The organism is Caulobacter soli, assembly GCF_011045195.1.
GTDB classification, from domain to species: domain Bacteria; phylum Pseudomonadota; class Alphaproteobacteria; order Caulobacterales; family Caulobacteraceae; genus Caulobacter; species Caulobacter soli.
Map to the genome: position 1 here is coordinate 3,371,237 of NZ_CP049199.1, position 17,183 is coordinate 3,388,419.

Below are 17,183 nucleotides of genomic sequence, written 5' to 3' on the forward strand. Positions count from 1 at the left end.
CTCAGAACGCGAAGTCTAGACGCAACGAAACGCTGCGCGGGGCGGCGTAGTACGACTGGTTCCACATCAGGCTGGTCAGGTACTTCTTGTCGGCCGCGTTATCGACGTTGAGCGTGGCGCGCACCTTGTCGGTGACATCGATCCCGGCCATCAGGTCGACGATCCCGTAGGCGTCCTGCTCGACCGGCACGATGTCGACCATCGACACCGCGCTCTGCCAGCGCACCGCCGCACCGACCTTCAGATTGCGCAGTTCGGGGAAGGTGTAGGTGGTCGTGGCCTTGAAGGTCTTGCGCGGCAGGTAGGTGCGGGTGGGCAGGTCGTCCTCGCCCTCGACCTTCAGCTGGGTCCAGCCGGCGCTGATCGTCCACTGGTCGGTCAGCGCGCCGCTGGCTTCCAGCTCGTAGCCGGTCACCTTGGTGTCGATGCCGTTGTAATAGCTCTGGCCATTGGGGAAGTCGCCGGCATAGGCCGCCAAGTCGCCCTGCTCGGACCGGAACACCGCGCCGGTCAGGTACAGGCGGTGGTCGAACCACTCGCTCTTCACCCCGGCCTCGTAGGCCTTGCCATGCGCGGCGGCCAGGGTCTGGTGGTTGGCGTCGACCTCGGACTGCGGATTGAAGATGTCGGTGTAGCTGGCGTACAGCGAGACGTTCTGGTTCAGGTCATAGACGCCGCCGACATAGGGGCTGACCTTGTCCTCGTCGCGCGGGGTGTCGACGCCGTAGGAATAGCCCTTCGACTTCAGCTTCAGGGCGTTGACGCCGGCCACGATCTTGAACTGGTCGGTGACGCTGAAGTGGGCGGCGGCGTAGAGGCGCGACAGACGGTCGGTCTGGTCGGAGGCCTGGTACGCGCCGGGATAGGTCGGCTCGCCCGGCTGCGCCGAGCCCCAGTCCTGCACGGCCGGATAGATGATCGTCTCTTCGGAGAAGTTCTCCCACTCCTTGCCGGTCGACCGCGAGGTCTGGCCGCCGATCACCAGCTGGTGGGTGCGGCCGAACAGCTGAAACGGGCCCGAGGCGTAGGCGTCCAGGATGTAGCTCTCGTACTTGGACGGATAGATGCCGCTCATGCCCTTCACACCCAGGCCGGTGGCCGGATCAGGGTTGTCATAGGCGTAGAGCAGCTTGGCGTTCTCGTTGAAGCGCTTGTAGGTGCCGGTGGCCTTGAACTGCCAGCCGTTGTCGAACTTATAGTCCAGCTCGGTGAAGGCGGTCTGGTCCTTGACGTTCCAGTAGGTCCAGTCGGCCGAGGTCGAGGCCGAGCGCGGATAGTCGACGAACGTCCCGTCCGAATAGTTCAGCGGCAGCGCGCCCCACAGCACGCCGCGCGAGCGGTTGTCCTGCAGCGAATAGCCGATGGTCGCCGTCAGCTTGGACGTGACGTCCAGGGCCAGCAGGCCCGCATAGACGTTGCGGTTGACGTGGTAGTGGTCGAGATACGACCCCTTGTCCTCGTTTGCGTAGATCAGCCGGCCACGCACCGAGCCCGACGAGTCCAGCGGACCCGAGACGTCGGCCTCCAGGCGGTAGTCGTCCCACGAGCCGTACTGCACCGCGCCGGCGGCCTTGAAGGTGTCGGTCGGGCGCTTGCGCACATAGTTGACCGTGGCCGAGGGATTGCCGGTGCCGGTCATCATGCTGTTGGCGCCGCGCACCACCTCGACCCGGTCGAACAGCACGGTGTCGAGATCGCCGAACTGGATGCCCCAGATCAGCGGCAGGCCGATGCCGTCGACCTGGAAGTTGGTGATGTCGAAGCCGCGCGAGTTGTAATAGGTGCGGTCGGTCTCGACCTTCTCGACATTGACCCCGGTCACCTGGGCCAGCAGGTCGTTGACGCTGGTCAGGCCGAAATCCTTGATGCGGGCCTGGTTGAGGATCGTCACCGACTGCGGGGTCTCGCGCAGGCTCATGTCCAGGCCGGTCACCGCCGAGGTGCGAGTGCGCGCGCCCGTGACCACGACGCCGTCCACCTGGTTTTCCGCCGTATTGGCGTCGACCGCCGCGGCGGGCGCATCGGCGGCCAGGGCGGCGGCGCTCGAAGAGACGGCCAGGAAAGCGACGCCGACCATCAGCAGGCCGCGCAGAGAGGTGGTCATGGGAAGAGGCTCGCTTGCAAACAATAATGAGTCGCAAGTGCAGTAGGAGATAGCCCCCTACCCTGTCAAACCGTTGACCTTCAATTGTCGGATAAACAGACCCGCTGTGACACGATCATCACGGGTGCGATGACGAAAAGGCCCCGCCCCTTTCGGAGCGAGGCCTGCATCGGCGATGGGATTGCGGGTCTTTAGGCCGAGAACCCGGCCTCGGCGAAGGCCAGCATCCGGCCCAGCAGGGCTTCGACGTCGGCCTCGCTGGTCGTGCCTTCCGACAGCACGTTCAGGCGGTCGAACTCGGCGAACCGGTTGTTGTGCAGCATGCCCAGGGTGAAGTGCAGCCGCCAGTAAATCTCCTCCGACGGCAGGTCGGGCCTCGCCTTGAGCAGGGCGTCGGAGAAGCGGCGCAGGTGGGTGACGTCGGTCTGCAGCACCTTGCGGATTTCGTCGGTGCCCTCGCTGCGGGCGCGGATCAGGAACTGCAGCGAGATGCGGCGCTCGTGATCGGGAGCCAGCCACTTCAGCGGCGGGGTCAGCAGGGCGGCCAGGATCTCGCGCACGGGCGGCGCGCCTTCGAAGCGGTCGGTGGCCTCGTGCAGCTTCTTGGCCCGCTCGCGGTTCAGCTCGACCGTGCGGCGACGGAAGATCTCGTAGAGCAGCGCGTCCTTGGAGCCGAAGTGATAGTTCACAGACGCCAGATTGACGCCCGCCGCGGCGGTGATGTCGCGCACGGAGACGTTCTGGAAGCCGTGCAGCGCGAACAGGCGCTCGGCGGCGACGAACACCAGGTTCTTGGTGACGGCTTCATTGTCGACGCCCTCGGCTTCGACGTCTGGCGCGGTGGTGACGGCAACGCCGTCGCTCTTCGGACTCACTACGGGATCCCCTTTACCTACAGGGAACTCTTACGACCGTTCGAATTTGGCGCAAGCGTCAAGATGGAACGCCGACGGAGGAATTCTGAAAGCGCCGCCAGCCGGGCGCCCGTCGACCGGGGTTTCAGCGCCCCGAACCCCTCTCGACGTTTGGTGCGGCGCTCGATTCCACGTATCAACTCCAGGTTCGCCGGGGTCGGGACCCATCGGGGGAGTCATCGAGTTTGACGCGTGTTCAGTCGACAAACGCCGCCGCGCATGGGCAAGGCGTTCGCCTAAGCCTGATCGTGGGCTTTCTGCTGCTGGTTTGCGCGGCCGTGGCGGCGATCGTCGTGGCCGTGACCAGCGCGGACGCCGAGCGCTGGGCGACCCACTCGCTGGAAGTGCGCCGCCTCCAGGCCGTGACGTTCAGCGCCCTGCAGGACGCCGAGACCGCCCAACGCGGCTATCTCCTGACCGGCGACCACGCCTATCTTGAGCCCTACGAGCAAGCCAACGCGCGCCTGCCCGGTCTGAAGCGCCAGATGCACGCCCTGGTCGCCGACAATTCCGCCCAGCGGCAGCGCCTGGTCGACCTGGAACAGGCGATCGACATCAAGATGGCCGAACTGGACCGCACCGTGGCCCAGGCCCGCGCCGGCCAGGCCGACGCCGCCATCGCCCGCCTCAAGACCAATGCGGGCAAGGCGATGATGGATCGCGTCCGCGTGCTGAGCCAGCGGTTCGAGGACGCCGAAGCGAACCTGCTGATCCAGCGCCAGGCCGCCGTCGCCAGCCAACGCTCGCTGCTGATCGGCGTGATCGTGCTGGCCCTGGCCGCCGCCGCCTTGCTGGCCTTCGCCGTCGCCCGCGAGACCCGCGACCACGCCCACGTCCTGACCGGCCACAACCGCGCGCTGGAGAACGAGATCGCCCAGCGCGAGCGGGCCGAGGCCCAGCTTCGCCAGGCCCAGAAGATGGAGGCGCTGGGCCAGCTGACCGGCGGCGTCGCCCACGACTTCAACAACATGCTGGCGATCATCGTCGGCAATCTGGACATGCTGATCCGCCGCCTGTCGGGCCAGGAAAAGCTGCTCAGCCTGGCCGAAAACGCCCTGTCGGGCGCCAACCGCGCCGCCGCCCTGACCAAGGGCCTGCTGGCCTTCTCGCGCCAGCAGCCGCTGGATCCCAAGCCCACCGACGTCAACAAGTGCGTGTCCGACATGTCCGAGCTGCTGCGTCGGTCGCTGGGCGAGCACATCGCCGTCGAGACCGTCCTGGCCGGCGGCCTGTGGCGCGCCTTCGTCGACTCGCCGCAGCTGGAAAGCGCGATCCTGAACCTGGCGGTCAACGCCCGCGACGCCATGGCCGAGGCCCGGCCGGGCGGCGCCAAGAACGGCGGCCGCCTGACGATCGAGACCTCGAACGCCTTCCTCGACCGCGCCTATGCCGACACCCACGCCGAGGTCGAGCCGGGCCAGTTCGTGCTGGTGGCGATCACCGACACCGGCGGCGGCATGCCGCCCGAGGTGATGGAGCGCGCCTTCGACCCGTTCTTCACCACCAAGCGGCTGGGCGAAGGCACGGGCCTTGGCCTGTCGCAGGTGCACGGCTTCCTCAAGCAGTCGCGCGGCCACATCAAGCTCTACAGCGAGCTGGGCGTGGGCACGACGGTCAAGCTGTACCTGCCGCGCGACACCCTGGGGGTCACGGTCGAGGAGCCGGCCGCGCCGCGTCAGATCGTGGCTTCGGGCGACGCCTTCACCGTGCTGATCGCCGAGGACGATCCCGGCGTGCGGGGCTTCGCCGTCAGCGCCGCCCGCGAGCTGGGCTACAAGGTGATCGAGGCCGACGGTGCAACCGTGGCGCTGGAGCGCCTGGGCCAGCATCCGGAGATCGACCTCCTGCTGACCGACGTGGTCATGCCGGGCTCGAACGGCCGGCAACTGGTCGACGCGGCCCTGACCCTGCGACCGGACCTGAAGGTCATCTACATGACCGGCTACACTCGCAACGCCATCGTCCACAACGGCACCCTGGACGCCGGCACCCGCCTGCTGACCAAGCCGTTCACGCTGGAACAGCTGGACCGTGAACTGCGGGATGCGCTGGCGGGGCAGTGAGGCGTAAAACCCCTCTCTCATAGAGAGAGGTATCAAGACCAACGCCCCGTCAGAACGTCCGCGCTTCGCGCTGCTTGAAATAGGCCGCCTGAGGCCCGCCCGCTCCAGGCTGCTCCAACACCCGCTGGTCGCGGCGAATCTGGTCGATCTGGCCGCGCAGCAAGGCGGCGGTTTCGAAATCCTCGGAGGCGACGGCCTGGGCCATCTCCTCTTCCAGCTCGGACAGATGGGTTTCCGGCGACATCGGGGTCTCCTGAAGCTGCGGTATCGAGGATAACGCGCCAGCGACCGGATCGGTGACTTGAGATTGGCGCCGTCGAGGCGTAAGCCGCCCACGTGTCGATTGATCAGCCTCCCGCCCAGCCCGATCCGCCGATGGTCGGGACCCGCCTGATCTCCCTGGCCGTGGCCAGCGCGCTGCTGATGGAGTTCATCGACTCCACCGCCCTGTCGACCGCCCTGCCCACCCTGGCCCGCGCCTTCAGCGTCGATCCGATCCACCTGAAGCTGGCCCTGACCTCCTATATCCTGGCCCTGGCGGTGTTCACCCCAGCCAGCGGCTGGGCGGCGGAGAGGTTCGGCGCGCGGCGGGTGTTCATGACCGCGATGATCGTGTTCCTGGCCGGCTCGGCCATGTGCGGAATCTCGCGCAATCTGGAGGCCCTGGTGGCATCGCGGATCATCCAGGGGATCGGCGGGGCCATGATGACCCCGGTCGCCCGGCTGATCGTCGTGGGCTCGACGCCCAAGGACAAGCTGATCCGGGCCATGGGCTGGTTCACCATGCCCGCCCTGATCGGCCCGCTGATCGGTCCGCCCCTGGCCGGCCTGGTGCTCAGCGTCGCCGACTGGCCGTGGATCTTCTATCTGAACCTGCCGATCGGCCTTTTGGGCATGACGGCGGTGATGCGCTTCGTGCCCAAGAGCCAGCCCCAGGAGATGGGCCGGTTCGACACCCTGGGTTTCCTGCTGTCGGCCGTGGCGATCAGCGGCCTGGTGGTCGTGGCCGAAACGGCGGGCCTGTCGCTGCTGCCGCCGTGGGCCGTGGTGTTGGTGCTGTCCCTGGCCGTGGCCAGCGGCTGGCTCTACCTGCGCAAGGCCAAGGTGACGGCCAGGCCGATCCTGGACCTGGACCTGCTGAAATACCGCACCTTCCGCGCCAGCCTGGTGGGCGGGACGTTCGTGCGGCTGGGCATCGGGGCCAGTCCGTTCCTGATGCCGCTGCTGCTGCAGGTGGCCTTGGGCTGGAGCCCACTGAAGGCCAGCGTGGTGACCCTGGGCACCGGGGTCGGGGTGCTGATCGCCCGCCCGTTCGCCGCCGCCGGCCTCAAGCGCTTCGGCTTCCGCACCTCGCTGGCGGTGTTCGTGACGCTGACGGCGATCCTGACCGCCGCCCCGGGTTTCTTCACGCAAGCCACGCCGATGGCGCTGATGGCCGGAGCGCTGTTCCTGGGCGGCTTCGCGCGCTCCAACCAGTTCATCGCCGCCAACACCATCGCCTACGCCGACGTGCCCCAGCCCAGGGTGGCCGCGGCCTCGACCCTATCAGCCGTGTCCCAGCAGGTGGGCCTGGCCCTGGGGGTCAGTTTCGGCGGCCTGATGCTGCACCTGGCGCGCGGCCACGGCGCCCACCTGACGCCGGACCGCTTCACCTGGCCGTTCGTGGCCATCGGGCTCGTGACCTTGGCGGCCCTGCCGGTCTATCTGCGACTGGACCGGGACGCCGGGTCGGAGATTTCGGGACGGGCGATCAACCCAAAGCCTCCCCCTGTGGGGGAGGTGTCGGCGAAGCCGACGGAGGGGGGATGAGGTGGCTCCGCGGGTAGGATTCGAACCGCCCGGCCACTCCCCCCTCCGGTCGCTACGCGACCGCCTCCCCCACAGGGGGAGGCTTTTTAAGCTCTAACCCCGCGCCGCCGCGATGCGGGCGCGGGCGATCTCATCGGCCACCAGGTTGGCGGGGCGCTTGTCGACCAGCGAGTGATCCAGCACCTCGCCCAGGGTCTGGGCCAAGCGGGCCAATTTCGCCGCCACCCAGGCCGGGTCGAAGGCCACGCCGGCCTCCAGGGCGCGGATCTCGCCGGCCACGTTGATGATGCCGCCGCCGTTGATCACGTAGTCCGGGGCGTAGAGGATGCCGCGCTCGAACACCGCTTGGCCGATCGTCTTGTCGGCCAACTGGTTGTTAGCGCCGCCGGCGATCACCTTGACCTTCAGGCGCGGCAGGGTCGTGGTCGAGATCGCGCCGCCCAGGGCGCAGGGCGCGAACACGTCGGCCTCGACGTCGAAGATGGCGTCGATCGGCACGATCTGGGCGCCGGTCTTGGCGGCCACATCGTTCAGGGCCGCCTGATTGACGTCGGCGATGATCAGCTTGGCGCCGGCGGCGTGCAGCTTCTCGGCCAGATAGGCGCCGACATGGCCCACGCCCTGGATGGCGACGGTGACGCCGTTCAGGTCGCGGTTCAGAGCCCGCTGGACGCACAGGCGCACGCCGCGGAACACGCCCTCGGCGGTGACCGGCGACGGATCGCCCGAGGCGGCCGCGTGGCCTTCCAGGCCGGCGACGTAGCGGGTGGTCTTGCGGGTGCTGGTCAGGTCGGCGGGCGAGACACCCACGTCCTCGGCGGTCCAGTACTGGCCGCCCAGGCTGTCGACCGCGCGGCCGAAGGCCTCGAACAGTTCCGGCGTCTTCTGGCTGCGGGCGTCGCCGATGATCACGGCCTTGCCGCCGCCGAAGTCCAGGTCGGCCATGGCGTTCTTGTACGACATGCCCTTGGACAGCCGCAGGGCGTCGGTCACGGCGGCGTCGGCGCTGGAATAGTCCCACATGCGACAGCCGCCGGCGGCGGGGCCACGGGCGGTGGAGTGGACGGCGATGATCGACTTGAGGCCTGTTTTTTCATCAAAGAACGCGTGAACGCCTTCGTGTCCCTCGAAATCCGGGGAATCGAACAAGGTCATGCCGTCGGTCTCGCCTTAGCTAGAAGATTGCGCCGGGGTGTACGCCGGTGGGCTTTACGCCACAACCCCTCGCTTCGCCGCACCCGATCAGGGCTGGGCCTATTGCTTGGAAACCTGCGTGCGCACCACGTTCGGCGCGGTCGGCGCCCCCGGGATCGGCGGCGCGCCGGACGGCAGGTCGGCCGCCGGATCCTTCAGGAACGCGGCCGCGTCGGTCCACACCACCTGCGCCTGCTTGTCGACCAGCAGCAGGTGCCAGCCGTTGGCGTAATAGGCCGAGCGGTCGTCGGGCTTGAGCCGCCGGGCCGCCTCCATGGTCGGCTCCTTGGGGATGATATGGTCATTGGCCCCGTAGAAATAGGCGATCGGAACCTGGACCTTGCCCAGCGACGCCCAGGCCTTCTCCATCAGCCCGACCAGGCCGTAGAGGGTGTCGGACCGCGCGCCCCAGATCATCAGAGGGTCACGGCCCATGCGCCGCAGTTCGTCGATATTGTCGGTGGGCTGGACGTTCTTGACCAGCCATTCGGGCGGCTTGACCACCCAGCTGCGGGTGGTGTGGGCGGTGATCCACAGGCTGGTCTTGTAGGGCAGAGGCTGGTTCGACCAGCCCCAGACCGCCGGGGCGAACAGCAGCAGCCGCTCGGCGGCCGGCGGTCGGTCCGAGGCCATGGCCACGATGGCCAGGGCCCCGCCCATGCTCTCGCCGGCCAGGGCGACCTTGGCCTCGGGATGGGCCTCGCGGACCAAGGCGACGGCGGTGCGGACGTCCTCGATCACCAGGTCCGGCGGCGCCCAGACGCCGCGGTCGGGCGAACGGCCGAAGCCCCGGATGTCGATGGCGTAGGTGGCGATCCCCTGCCCCGCCCAGAACGGCGCGGCCAGATGGAAGGCGTTGGAATAGTCGTTCATGCCGTGCAGGGCGACGATCACCTGGGTGACCGGCTGGCCCTCGGGCGGCAGCCACGTCGTCATGCCCAGCCTCGTCCCGTCGAAGCTGAACAGGCCGTCCTTGTCCAGGCGCGGCCCGCGATAGCCCAGCTCGCCCGGGCCGGGACGCTGGGTGACCGGAGCACAGGCGGCCAGGCCCGCCGCGCTGGCCGCGCCAAGGAGAAGAATCCGACGGTTCATGACGCCAGAATGCCCGCCACTCGGCGGCGAAGATAGGGCGCGACCTCGGCGTCGAACCACGGGTTGCGCTTGAGCCACCCGGTGTTGCGCCACGACGGGTGCGGCAGGGGCAGCACGCCCTGGTCGATATAGTCGCGCCAGGCGGCGACGGTGTCGGTCATGTTCGCCTTCATGCGCGACTCCAACGCCCAGGCTTGGGCATGGCTCCCGACCAGCAGGGTCAGCTCGACGTTCGGCAGGGCCGCCAGCAGCGGCTTGCGCCACAGGGCCGCGCAACGGGCCGGCGGCGGATAGTCGCCGCCCTTGGGATTGGTGCCCGGAAAGCAGAAGGCCATGGCCGCCACGCCGATCTCGGGGCGGCCGTAGAAGGTCTCGCGGTCGATCCCCATCCAGTCGCGCAGGCGGTTGCCCGAGGCGTCGTTGAACGGCAGGCCGGTCTCGTGGACGATCCGCCCCGGCGCCTGGCCGCAGATCAGCAGGCGCGTCTCCTCGCCCACCCGCACCACGGGCCGGGGCACGTGCGGCAGGTACGGCGCGCACGCCCGGCAGGCGGCGATGTCGGATAGGATGGTGTCGAGCGGCATGGAGGTGTCAGGTAGCGCGCCGCCGACGGAAGACAAGCCTGGGCGGAGACCTAGGCCTCGCCGCCCTCGTCGCCCGCGCCGTCCTCGGCGACGTCGTCCACGACATCCTCGAAGCTGGTCGGATCGCCTTCCATGCGCAGGCGCAGGCGGTAGACCCCGCGGAATTGCTCCGGGTTCACCGGCTTGTTGTGGCGCAGGATGACGATCGTGCCCTCGCGGGCCAGTTCGATGGCGTCGGTGCGCACATGGCCCAGCAGGCGCTGCCAGCGCTCGGGCTGTACCGCCTTGGCGACCGACATCGGGTCGATGGACTTGCCGGCGGCCACGGCGGCCAGCTGGGAAAGGATGGTGTCTTGGATAGGCGTGGTCATGAGCGGAGGGATGCCACGAATCCGCCGGCAGCGCGAGCGCGGCCGCTTGCCTTGAACGTCGCCCCGCCTTAGGTCCTCAAAGACAACGCAGAAGACCTGGGCAGGGAAACGGGCCATGGACGGCGGCAACGAGATCTTAAGCGGCCCCAAGCTGGTGACCGAGGGTGAGTGGGCCGGCTGGCGCACATGGTCGGGCCTGGACGCGTTCGAGGACCAGACCGGCCCCTTCTATTACCGCGAGGAAAACGGCGTCGTCCGCAGCGCCTTCCGCGCCGAGCCGCGCCACATGAACGGCGGCGGCTTCATGCACGGCGGTTGCATGATGACCTTCGCCGACTATTCGCTGTTCACCATCGCGTGGCGGGAACTGACCGACATGCGGGCCGTGACCGTCAGCCTGAACGGCGAGTTCCTGGGTCCGGCCAAGGCCGGTGACCTGGTGGAATCGACCGGCGAGGTCACCAAGGCCGGCGGCTCGCTGCTGTTCGTGCGCGGGCTGATCTCGACCGGCGGCGCGCCGATGCTGAACTTCTCGGGCGTGATCAAGAAGATCCGGCCGCGGTAGACCAAGATCAGGCCCTCCCCCTGTGGGGGAGGCGGCCGAAGGCCGGTGGGGGGAGTTTTAGGATTGTCGATCCGGGTTGTGGTCTCCCGCCGATCACTCCCCCCTCCGTCGCCCTTTGGGCGACACCTCCCCCACAGGGGGAGGATCTAAAAACTCGGCCCCGCTCCTAGACCCCCGCCTTCGCCGCCGGTCGGGCCATCATGCCCTCCAGCCAACGCTTGAGATTGACCAGTTCCGGGTCCGGCCGAAACCGCACCATCCGCGCGAAGTCGATCGCCGTCGCCGCCAGGATGTCGGCCATGGTCACCCGCTCGCCGGCGATGAACGCGCTCTCGGCCAGGCGGCGATCCAGCATCTTCAGCCCCTTCTCGGCGGTGGCCCGGCCGTTGGCGGCCACCTCGGGGATCTGGGTCTCGATGGCGGCCAAGGCGGGATGGCCGTGGCGCACGGCCATCATCAGCGGGGTGGCGACAAGCATCTCGGTGCGGCGCGACCACATCTCGATCACGGCGGCTTCGCAGGCCTCCTCGCCGAACAGGTTGGGCTCGGGATAGAGGGTTTCCAGATAACGGCAGATGGCCACCGACTCGGTGATGGTCGCGCCGTTGTCCATCTCCAGCGCCGGCACGTTGGGCAGGCCGGCCTTGGCCAGGTATTCGGGCGTCTTGTGCTGGCCGCCGAAGATGTCGACATCGACGATCTCGATGTCCTCGATGCCCTTCTCGGCCATAAACCAGCGCACGCGGCGGGGATTGGGGGCGCGACGGCTGTCGTAGAGCTTCAAAAGAAATCCTCCCGGCTTGTGACCGGGAGGATGCTTTGGTTCCGCGAAGGAAGGGAAGACCCTAAAGCCCGAACCACCCGCGCGGCATCAGGCCGATCAGCGAACCGGTCAGGCAGGTCGCCAGGAAGCCGGCCATCATCGCCTTCCAGACCAGGCCCAGCACCTCTTGCCGGCGCTGGGGCACCAGCACCGAGAAGCCGGCGACGTTCATGCCCACCGAGCCGATGTTGGCGAAGCCGCACAGGGCGTAGGTCATGATCATGCGGGTGCGCGGATCCAGCAGCTCGGGACCCTGCTTGGCCAGCTGGATGAAGGCGGTGAACTCGGTCAGGATCAGCTTGACGCCCAGCAGACCGCCGGCCGTGCCCGCTTCCTTCCACGGAATGCCCATCGACCAGGCCAGGGGCGCGAACACCATGCCCAGCACGCGGGCGATGCTCAGGTGCTCGCCGCCCACCATCGGCAGGGCGAACAGGATCTTGTCGACCATGGTGGCCAGGGCGATGAAGACGATCAGGGTGGCGCCGACGTTCAGGGCGATCTGCAGCCCGTCGGTGGTGCCCTTCATGACCGCGTCGATCGAGCTGCCGTAGGTCTTGTCTTCCTCGGCCAGGTCCAGGTCGTCGGATTTTTCGCTGGGGTCGCCGGGCACCATGATCCGGGCCAGCAGCACCCCGGCCGGGGCCGAGATCAGCGAGGCGGCCAGCACGTGGGCGGCGGCGTTGGGCAGCACGTCATGCAGGATGGTGGCGTACGCGACCATGGTCGAGCCGCTGACGCAGGCCATGCCGACCGCGATCAGCATGAACAGCTCCGACCGGGTCAGGCGCTCCAGATAGGCGCGAATGAAGATCGGGCCTTCGATCTGGCCCATGAAGATGGTGGCGGCGGTGGCCAGCGCCGGCGGACCGCGCAGGCCCAGGGTCTTCTGGAACAGGAAGCCCAGACCCTTGGCCAGCCACTTCAGGATGCCCCAGTGCCACAGCAGCGCCGACAGGGCGCAGACGACCAGGATCACCGGAAGGACGCGGAAGGCGAACAGGAACCCCGCCCCCGGATTGGTCTCGGTATAGGGGGTGGCGGTTCCCGACAGATAGCCGAACACGAAGTTGGTGCCGGCCTGGGTCGACGAGGCCAGGCCCTCGACCGCGCCATTGACGCCCTGCAGGGCGTTACGCGTCGCGGGCAGCTTGAACAGCACGAAGACCAGGATCAGCTGGATGGCGATCGCGCAGACGGCCAGCACCAGCGGGAAGCGCTTGCGGTTCTCGGAGACGAGCCAGCAAAGGCCGAGGATCAGCGCCACGCCCGCCAGGGCTTGGACGTTCTCGGGAAGGAAGATCAAAACGGAAGACCCTAAAAGAGCGACGCGCCCCCGCGACGCAGCCAAGGAACCAAATGACTATGAATGGGGGGCGCGGCGCAAGCGCCTTGCGTCGATAGGCGGCCACCGGCGGGCGATGGTCTGGCTTTGGGCGCCCGTGCCTCACGGAACGATCGGCGGGAGTCGCGAGGCGTCGAAGCCCCGCGACCCCCTTGGACGTCAGGCCGCGACGTTGACCGAACCGGTCGAGGTCGCGCCTTGGGCGCTGGCCAGCTGGGTCAGCAGCTTCTGCATCAGGTCCGAAGCCAGGGTCGAGCCGGAGGTCGCGCTGGTCGCGGCGCTGGCGGCGGTGCTGGTCGCGTCGTTGCTGGCCGAGGCCTGGGCCTTCTTCAGCATGTCGGCGAACTCGCCCCGCGACAGCGAGCCGTCGCCATCGGAATCGGCGCCGCTGATCAGGCTGTCGGCCGCCGAGGTCGCGTCCGAACCGGAGGTGTCGGCGGCGGCCAGTTCGGCGGCCGAAACGACGCCGTCCTGGTTGGTGTCCAGCGTGTCGAACACCTTGCCGCCGCCACCGGCGTGGCCGGCATGGCCCGCACCGTGCGCGCCGCCGCCCGGAGGCGGGCCCTGCGGACGGCTGGCTTTGGCCATCGCCGTGAACTCGTCGCCGGAGATCTTGCCGTCACCGTCGCTGTCGGCGTCGGAGACCAGGGTGGCGGCCGCCGAGGAGGCGTCGGAGGAACCGCCCAGGGCCTTGGTCAGGGCCGAGGTCAGCTCGTCGCTGGACAACGAGCCGTCGCCGTCGCTGTCCAGGGTCGCGAAGGCGTCCTGCAGCGGGTTGGAGCCGTGCGCGCCTTCCTGGGCGGACAGCAGCGAGCCCAATGTATCGGAACTGAAACTTTGGCCGCTGGAGCCTTGCGAGCTCATCGACGGCGGGGGCGGCGGCGGCGCATTGCCGCCCACACCCGGAAAACCTTGCCCGGCAGAGGCCGCGCCGGACGTCGACGACGTTCCGCCAGCGGCTGAAGTGGTGGAGCTGCGCATCGACTGCAGCAACTGCTGCATGATCGAGGAACTGCTCAGGCTCGAGACGCTCAAGACGGTTTCTCCTTTGACCCTGGGCGGCGCGCCAGAGGCGGCCGGGCGACGCCGAACCCCTCGGCGCATTCCGGGTCATGCGAAAAACATTCCACATTTCAGCATGTTGCAGAGCTGATATATTTGCCTTGGCCGTCGATGTGAAAACCGGCGCGTCCCCTGGGGCGCAAGCTCGACATCGTGCCCGAAAAGCTCCAAGGGAGGCGCCATCGGACCGTGCAAACCGGCGATCGGGGAACGCCGTCCCCCGTCTTACCCCGATTTAACTTGGCCGCGCGATGTTCGCCGGTCATTGCTGCAACCCTTGATTGGGGAGCGTACCGAGCATGTCGTTGGCCTTGGCCACCCTGCTATACGAATGGCGTAGATACATGGCGGCGGTGATCGCCCTGGCGTTCGCGGGCCTGCTGGTCCTGGCCCAGGTCGGCATGTTCACCGGCATCGGCAAGAGCTTCACCGCCACGATCGACCGCTCGCCGGCCGACATCATGGTGCTGGGCCCCAAGGCCGAGAGCCTGATGAACGGCGGCAGCGGCCTGCCCCGCCGCGTCATGGCCCAGATGTACATGCACCCCGAGGTCGCCGAGGTCGCCGACCTGGACGGCGGCAACGGGCTTTGGACCAACGTGCCCGCGCCCGGCAAGAAGCAGGTGCGCGAGTGGATCCAGACCTCGGCGGTCGATCCGCGCGCCGACTCCGTGACCTGGCCCAAGGACTACAACGAAAACATCCGCATCGCCCTGCTCGAGCCCTATGCCGTGGCCATCGACCGGACGGGCATGGCCAAGCTGGGCATCAAGAAGATCGGCGACACCGCCGCCATCAACGGCCAGACCGTCCACGTTCGCTACATCCTCGACGGCTACCCCAACATGATGCAGCCGACGATCGTCATCTCGCGCGACACCCTGCGCCTGCTGGGCCAGGCCTCGAACGGCAGCCGCGTCGGCCCGCTGATGATCCGCATCCGCCACCCCGAAATGGCCGAGCACGTGCGCGACGAGCTCAACGCCACCGCCGACAAGAAGTACCGCGCCTGGACCCGCCAGGAGCTGTCCGACGCCAATGACGGGGCGATGATGAAGGAGAGCTTCATCGGCATCATGCTGGTCTCGTCGCTGATCCTGGGCCTGTTCATCGGGGTGGGCATCACCTCCCAGACCCTGCGCGGCGCGATCCTGGCCAACATCAAGGAATTCGCCGCCCTGCGCGCCCTGGGCGTGTCGATGGGCTCGCTGCGGATGATCGTGATCGAGCTGGGCTTCTGGACCGGGATCGCGGGCCTGGCCGCCACGGCGATCCTGGTGGCCGGCGCGGCCGCCCTGGCCGGGGCCAACGGCGTGCCGATGAGCTTCCCGATCCCGATCGTCATCTTCGTGGCCATCTTCCTGGTGCTGATCTCCGTACTGTCGGGGCTGATGGCCCTGGGCATCCTCAAGAAGAGCCAACCGGCGGACCTGCTGCGATGAACGCCCATTCCCCCGCCAATTCGCCCGCAAGCCGCAGCGCCATCGTCGCCAAGGGCCTGCAGAAGCGCTTCAAGACCGGCCGCACCTATATCGAGGTGCTCAAGAACGTCGATTTCGACGCCCTGCACGGCGACGTGACCATGGTCATGGGCCCCTCGGGCTCGGGCAAGTCGACCCTGGTGGCCTGCCTTTCGGGCCTGCTGCGGCCCGACGAGGGCAAGGTCGAGGCCCTGAACGTCGACCTGTGGGGCTCGCCCGACGGTCGCCCCCGGGGCCTCAGCTCCGGCAAGCTGGACCGCTTCCGCCTGGATAATTGCGGCTTCATCTTCCAGGGCTTCAACCTGTTCCCGGCCCTCAGCGCCCTGCAGCAGGTGACCACGGTGCTGAAGTACCAGGGCCACAGCCCCGACAAGGCCCGCGCCATGGCGGTGACCACGCTCGAAGAGGTGGGCCTGGGCAAGCGCATGAACCAGAAGCCCGCCGAGCTGTCGGGCGGCGAGAAGCAGCGCGTGGCCATCGCCCGCGCCCTGGCCAAGCAGCCCAAGCTGCTGTTCGCCGACGAGCCGACCTCGGCGCTCGACGGCGAGAACGGCCAGATCGTCACCCGGCTTCTGCAACGCGCGGCCAAGGAGCACGGGGCGGCGGTGATCTGCGTCACCCACGACCCGCGCCTGGAAGCCTTCGCCGACCGCGTCATCCACATCGAAGACGGCCGCATCCTCGACGACCGTCGCGTCACCCCTGTCTCGACCCCCGCGTCGATCGACCGCCCCCTGATCGGAGCCTGAGTTCCATGCCCGCCCTGTTTCGCCGACCGTCTTTCTGGGTCGTCATTCTGATCGTCATCTCCGTCGGTTCGATCTTTTTCGTGATGAGCGGCCAGGCCAAGGCCAAGAAGGCCAAGATGGCCGCGATCGCCGCCGCCGCGCCCGCCACGCCCTATGGCGCGGTGGCCGACGGCAAGGCCGACGTCGAGGGCGGGGTCATCCAGGTGGCCGCCCGCCGCCAGGGCATCATCCGCGAGGTTCTGGTCCAGGAAGGCGACACCGTCTCCAAGGGTCAGGTCTTGGCCAAGCAGGAAGACGACGACGCGCGCCTGGCCGCCGACACGGCCGCGGCCGGCCTGAACTCGGCCCGCGCCCAGCTGGCGCTGTACCAGGTGCAGCTGCGCACCGGGCAGCGCGAGTTCAAGCGCCTGCAAAACCTGTCGGCGTCCAACTTCGTGGCCGGCCAGCGTCTCGACGCGGCCCAGGACCAGATCGCCACGGCCAGCGCCAACATCCAGGCCCAGCAGGCCGCCATCCAGGTGGCGACCGCCCAGTTGGCCCAGGCCCGCTACAACCAAGAACTGACGATCATCCGCGCGCCGGCCGATGGCCGCATCGCCCGCCGCTACGCCAATCCCGGCGCCGGCGCCTCGTCGCTGAACGTCACTCCGATGTTCGACCTGGAGCCGCAGACGGCCCGCATCGTCCGCGCCGAGATCAGCGAGTCGGCCATCCCGTTCGTGACCCTGGGCCAGGCCGTCGAGATCATTCCGGAAGCCGACCAGTCCAAGGTCTACACCGGCAAGGTCCTGCGCCGCGCCGCCGTGTTCGGCGCCCGCAAGCTGCAGTCGGACGACCCCTCCGAGCGCACCGACGCCCGGGTGGTCGAAGTGGTGATCAGCGCCGACGGCACGCCGTTCCTGATCGGCCAGCGCGTGCTGGTGAAGTTCATGAAGCCCGGCGCGACGGCGGGGGCGAAGCGGCCGGCGAATACGCAGCCGGATCCGGTGAAGTCGTAAGCGCTCTTCCCCCTCCGGGGGAGGAGCGC

At 68.3% G+C, this 17,183-nt stretch carries 16 protein-coding genes; 6 read left to right on the forward strand and 10 right to left on the reverse strand.

All coding sequences use genetic code 11. The features are described from left to right. Position 1: 1 nt before the first annotated feature. Entirely contained in the window at positions 2–2,104 is a 2,103-nt protein-coding gene (locus G3M62_RS15750) for a TonB-dependent siderophore receptor (RefSeq protein WP_165188573.1), read from the reverse strand. Between the two features lie 191 nt (positions 2,105–2,295). Then, positions 2,296–2,979 (reverse strand): TetR/AcrR family transcriptional regulator, encoded by a 684-nt coding sequence (locus G3M62_RS15755; RefSeq protein WP_165188575.1) that lies wholly within the window; start codon positions 2,977–2,979, stop codon positions 2,296–2,298. Positions 2,980–3,203: 224 nt separating this feature from the next. Here G3M62_RS15755 and G3M62_RS15760 point away from each other — a divergent pair, with 224 nt between their 5' ends. Further along, the gene (locus G3M62_RS15760; protein ID WP_165188577.1) at positions 3,204–5,081 is read left to right on the forward strand and encodes a CHASE3 domain-containing protein; all 1,878 of its coding nucleotides are present in this window, start codon (positions 3,204–3,206) and stop codon (positions 5,079–5,081) included. A 49-nt stretch (positions 5,082–5,130) separates the two neighbouring features. Here G3M62_RS15760 and G3M62_RS15765 read toward each other — a convergent pair whose 3' ends face one another. Further along, positions 5,131–5,325 (reverse strand): UvrB/UvrC motif-containing protein, encoded by a 195-nt coding sequence (locus G3M62_RS15765; protein WP_165188579.1) that lies wholly within the window; start codon positions 5,323–5,325, stop codon positions 5,131–5,133. Between the two features lie 92 nt (positions 5,326–5,417). Here G3M62_RS15765 and G3M62_RS15770 point away from each other — a divergent pair, with 92 nt between their 5' ends. Next, the gene (locus G3M62_RS15770; protein WP_205691870.1) at positions 5,418–6,890 is read left to right on the forward strand and encodes a DHA2 family efflux MFS transporter permease subunit; all 1,473 of its coding nucleotides are present in this window, start codon (positions 5,418–5,420) and stop codon (positions 6,888–6,890) included. A 93-nt stretch (positions 6,891–6,983) separates the two neighbouring features. Here G3M62_RS15770 and G3M62_RS15775 read toward each other — a convergent pair whose 3' ends face one another. From G3M62_RS15775 to G3M62_RS15790, 4 genes are all read right to left on the reverse strand, one after another. Further along, positions 6,984–8,045 (reverse strand): Leu/Phe/Val dehydrogenase, encoded by a 1,062-nt coding sequence (locus tag G3M62_RS15775; protein ID WP_165188581.1) that lies wholly within the window; start codon positions 8,043–8,045, stop codon positions 6,984–6,986. A gap of 99 nt (positions 8,046–8,144) precedes the next feature. After that, complete coding sequence (locus tag G3M62_RS15780) at positions 8,145–9,176, reverse strand: alpha/beta hydrolase (protein WP_165188583.1); 1,032 nt, start codon at positions 9,174–9,176, stop codon at positions 8,145–8,147. Further along, positions 9,173–9,760 (reverse strand): uracil-DNA glycosylase family protein, encoded by a 588-nt coding sequence (locus tag G3M62_RS15785; RefSeq protein ID WP_165188585.1) that lies wholly within the window; start codon positions 9,758–9,760, stop codon positions 9,173–9,175. The genes G3M62_RS15780 and G3M62_RS15785 overlap by 4 nt, the downstream gene beginning before the upstream one ends. 50 nt (positions 9,761–9,810) lie before the next feature. Continuing rightward, positions 9,811–10,131, reverse strand: coding sequence for a DUF3253 domain-containing protein (locus tag G3M62_RS15790; protein ID WP_165188587.1), 321 nt, complete (start codon positions 10,129–10,131; stop codon positions 9,811–9,813). Between the two features lie 115 nt (positions 10,132–10,246). Between G3M62_RS15790 and G3M62_RS15795 the strand changes: the two genes are divergently transcribed. Beyond that, on the forward strand, positions 10,247–10,696 hold the full coding sequence (locus G3M62_RS15795) for a PaaI family thioesterase (RefSeq protein ID WP_165188589.1): 450 nt from the start codon (positions 10,247–10,249) through the stop codon (positions 10,694–10,696). Between the two features lie 166 nt (positions 10,697–10,862). Here G3M62_RS15795 and G3M62_RS15800 read toward each other — a convergent pair whose 3' ends face one another. The 3 genes from G3M62_RS15800 to G3M62_RS15810 form a co-directional block, all read right to left on the reverse strand. Next, positions 10,863–11,480, reverse strand: a complete 618-nt coding sequence (locus G3M62_RS15800; RefSeq protein ID WP_165188590.1) for a glutathione S-transferase family protein — start codon at positions 11,478–11,480, stop codon at positions 10,863–10,865. A 61-nt stretch (positions 11,481–11,541) separates the two neighbouring features. Further along, entirely contained in the window at positions 11,542–12,822 is a 1,281-nt protein-coding gene (locus tag G3M62_RS15805) for a NupC/NupG family nucleoside CNT transporter (protein WP_165191337.1), read from the reverse strand. Between the two features lie 201 nt (positions 12,823–13,023). Next, positions 13,024–13,899, reverse strand: coding sequence for an EF-hand domain-containing protein (locus G3M62_RS15810; RefSeq protein WP_165188592.1), 876 nt, complete (start codon positions 13,897–13,899; stop codon positions 13,024–13,026). 326 nt (positions 13,900–14,225) lie between these two features. Here G3M62_RS15810 and G3M62_RS15815 point away from each other — a divergent pair, with 326 nt between their 5' ends. Genes G3M62_RS15815 through G3M62_RS15825 form a run of 3 tightly spaced genes read left to right on the forward strand, consistent with a single transcriptional unit; the run spans position 14,226 to position 17,154 of the window. Continuing rightward, positions 14,226–15,368, forward strand: coding sequence for an ABC transporter permease (locus tag G3M62_RS15815; RefSeq protein WP_165188594.1), 1,143 nt, complete (start codon positions 14,226–14,228; stop codon positions 15,366–15,368). Continuing rightward, complete coding sequence (locus tag G3M62_RS15820; protein WP_165188595.1) at positions 15,365–16,156, forward strand: ABC transporter ATP-binding protein; 792 nt, start codon at positions 15,365–15,367, stop codon at positions 16,154–16,156. Before G3M62_RS15815 ends, G3M62_RS15820 begins: the two co-directional genes overlap by 4 nt. Positions 16,157–16,161: 5 nt before the next feature. After that, a complete protein-coding gene (locus G3M62_RS15825; RefSeq protein ID WP_165188597.1) occupies positions 16,162–17,154 on the forward strand; it encodes an HlyD family secretion protein in 993 nt (330 codons plus the stop codon). The last annotated feature ends 29 nt before the right edge of the window (positions 17,155–17,183 follow it).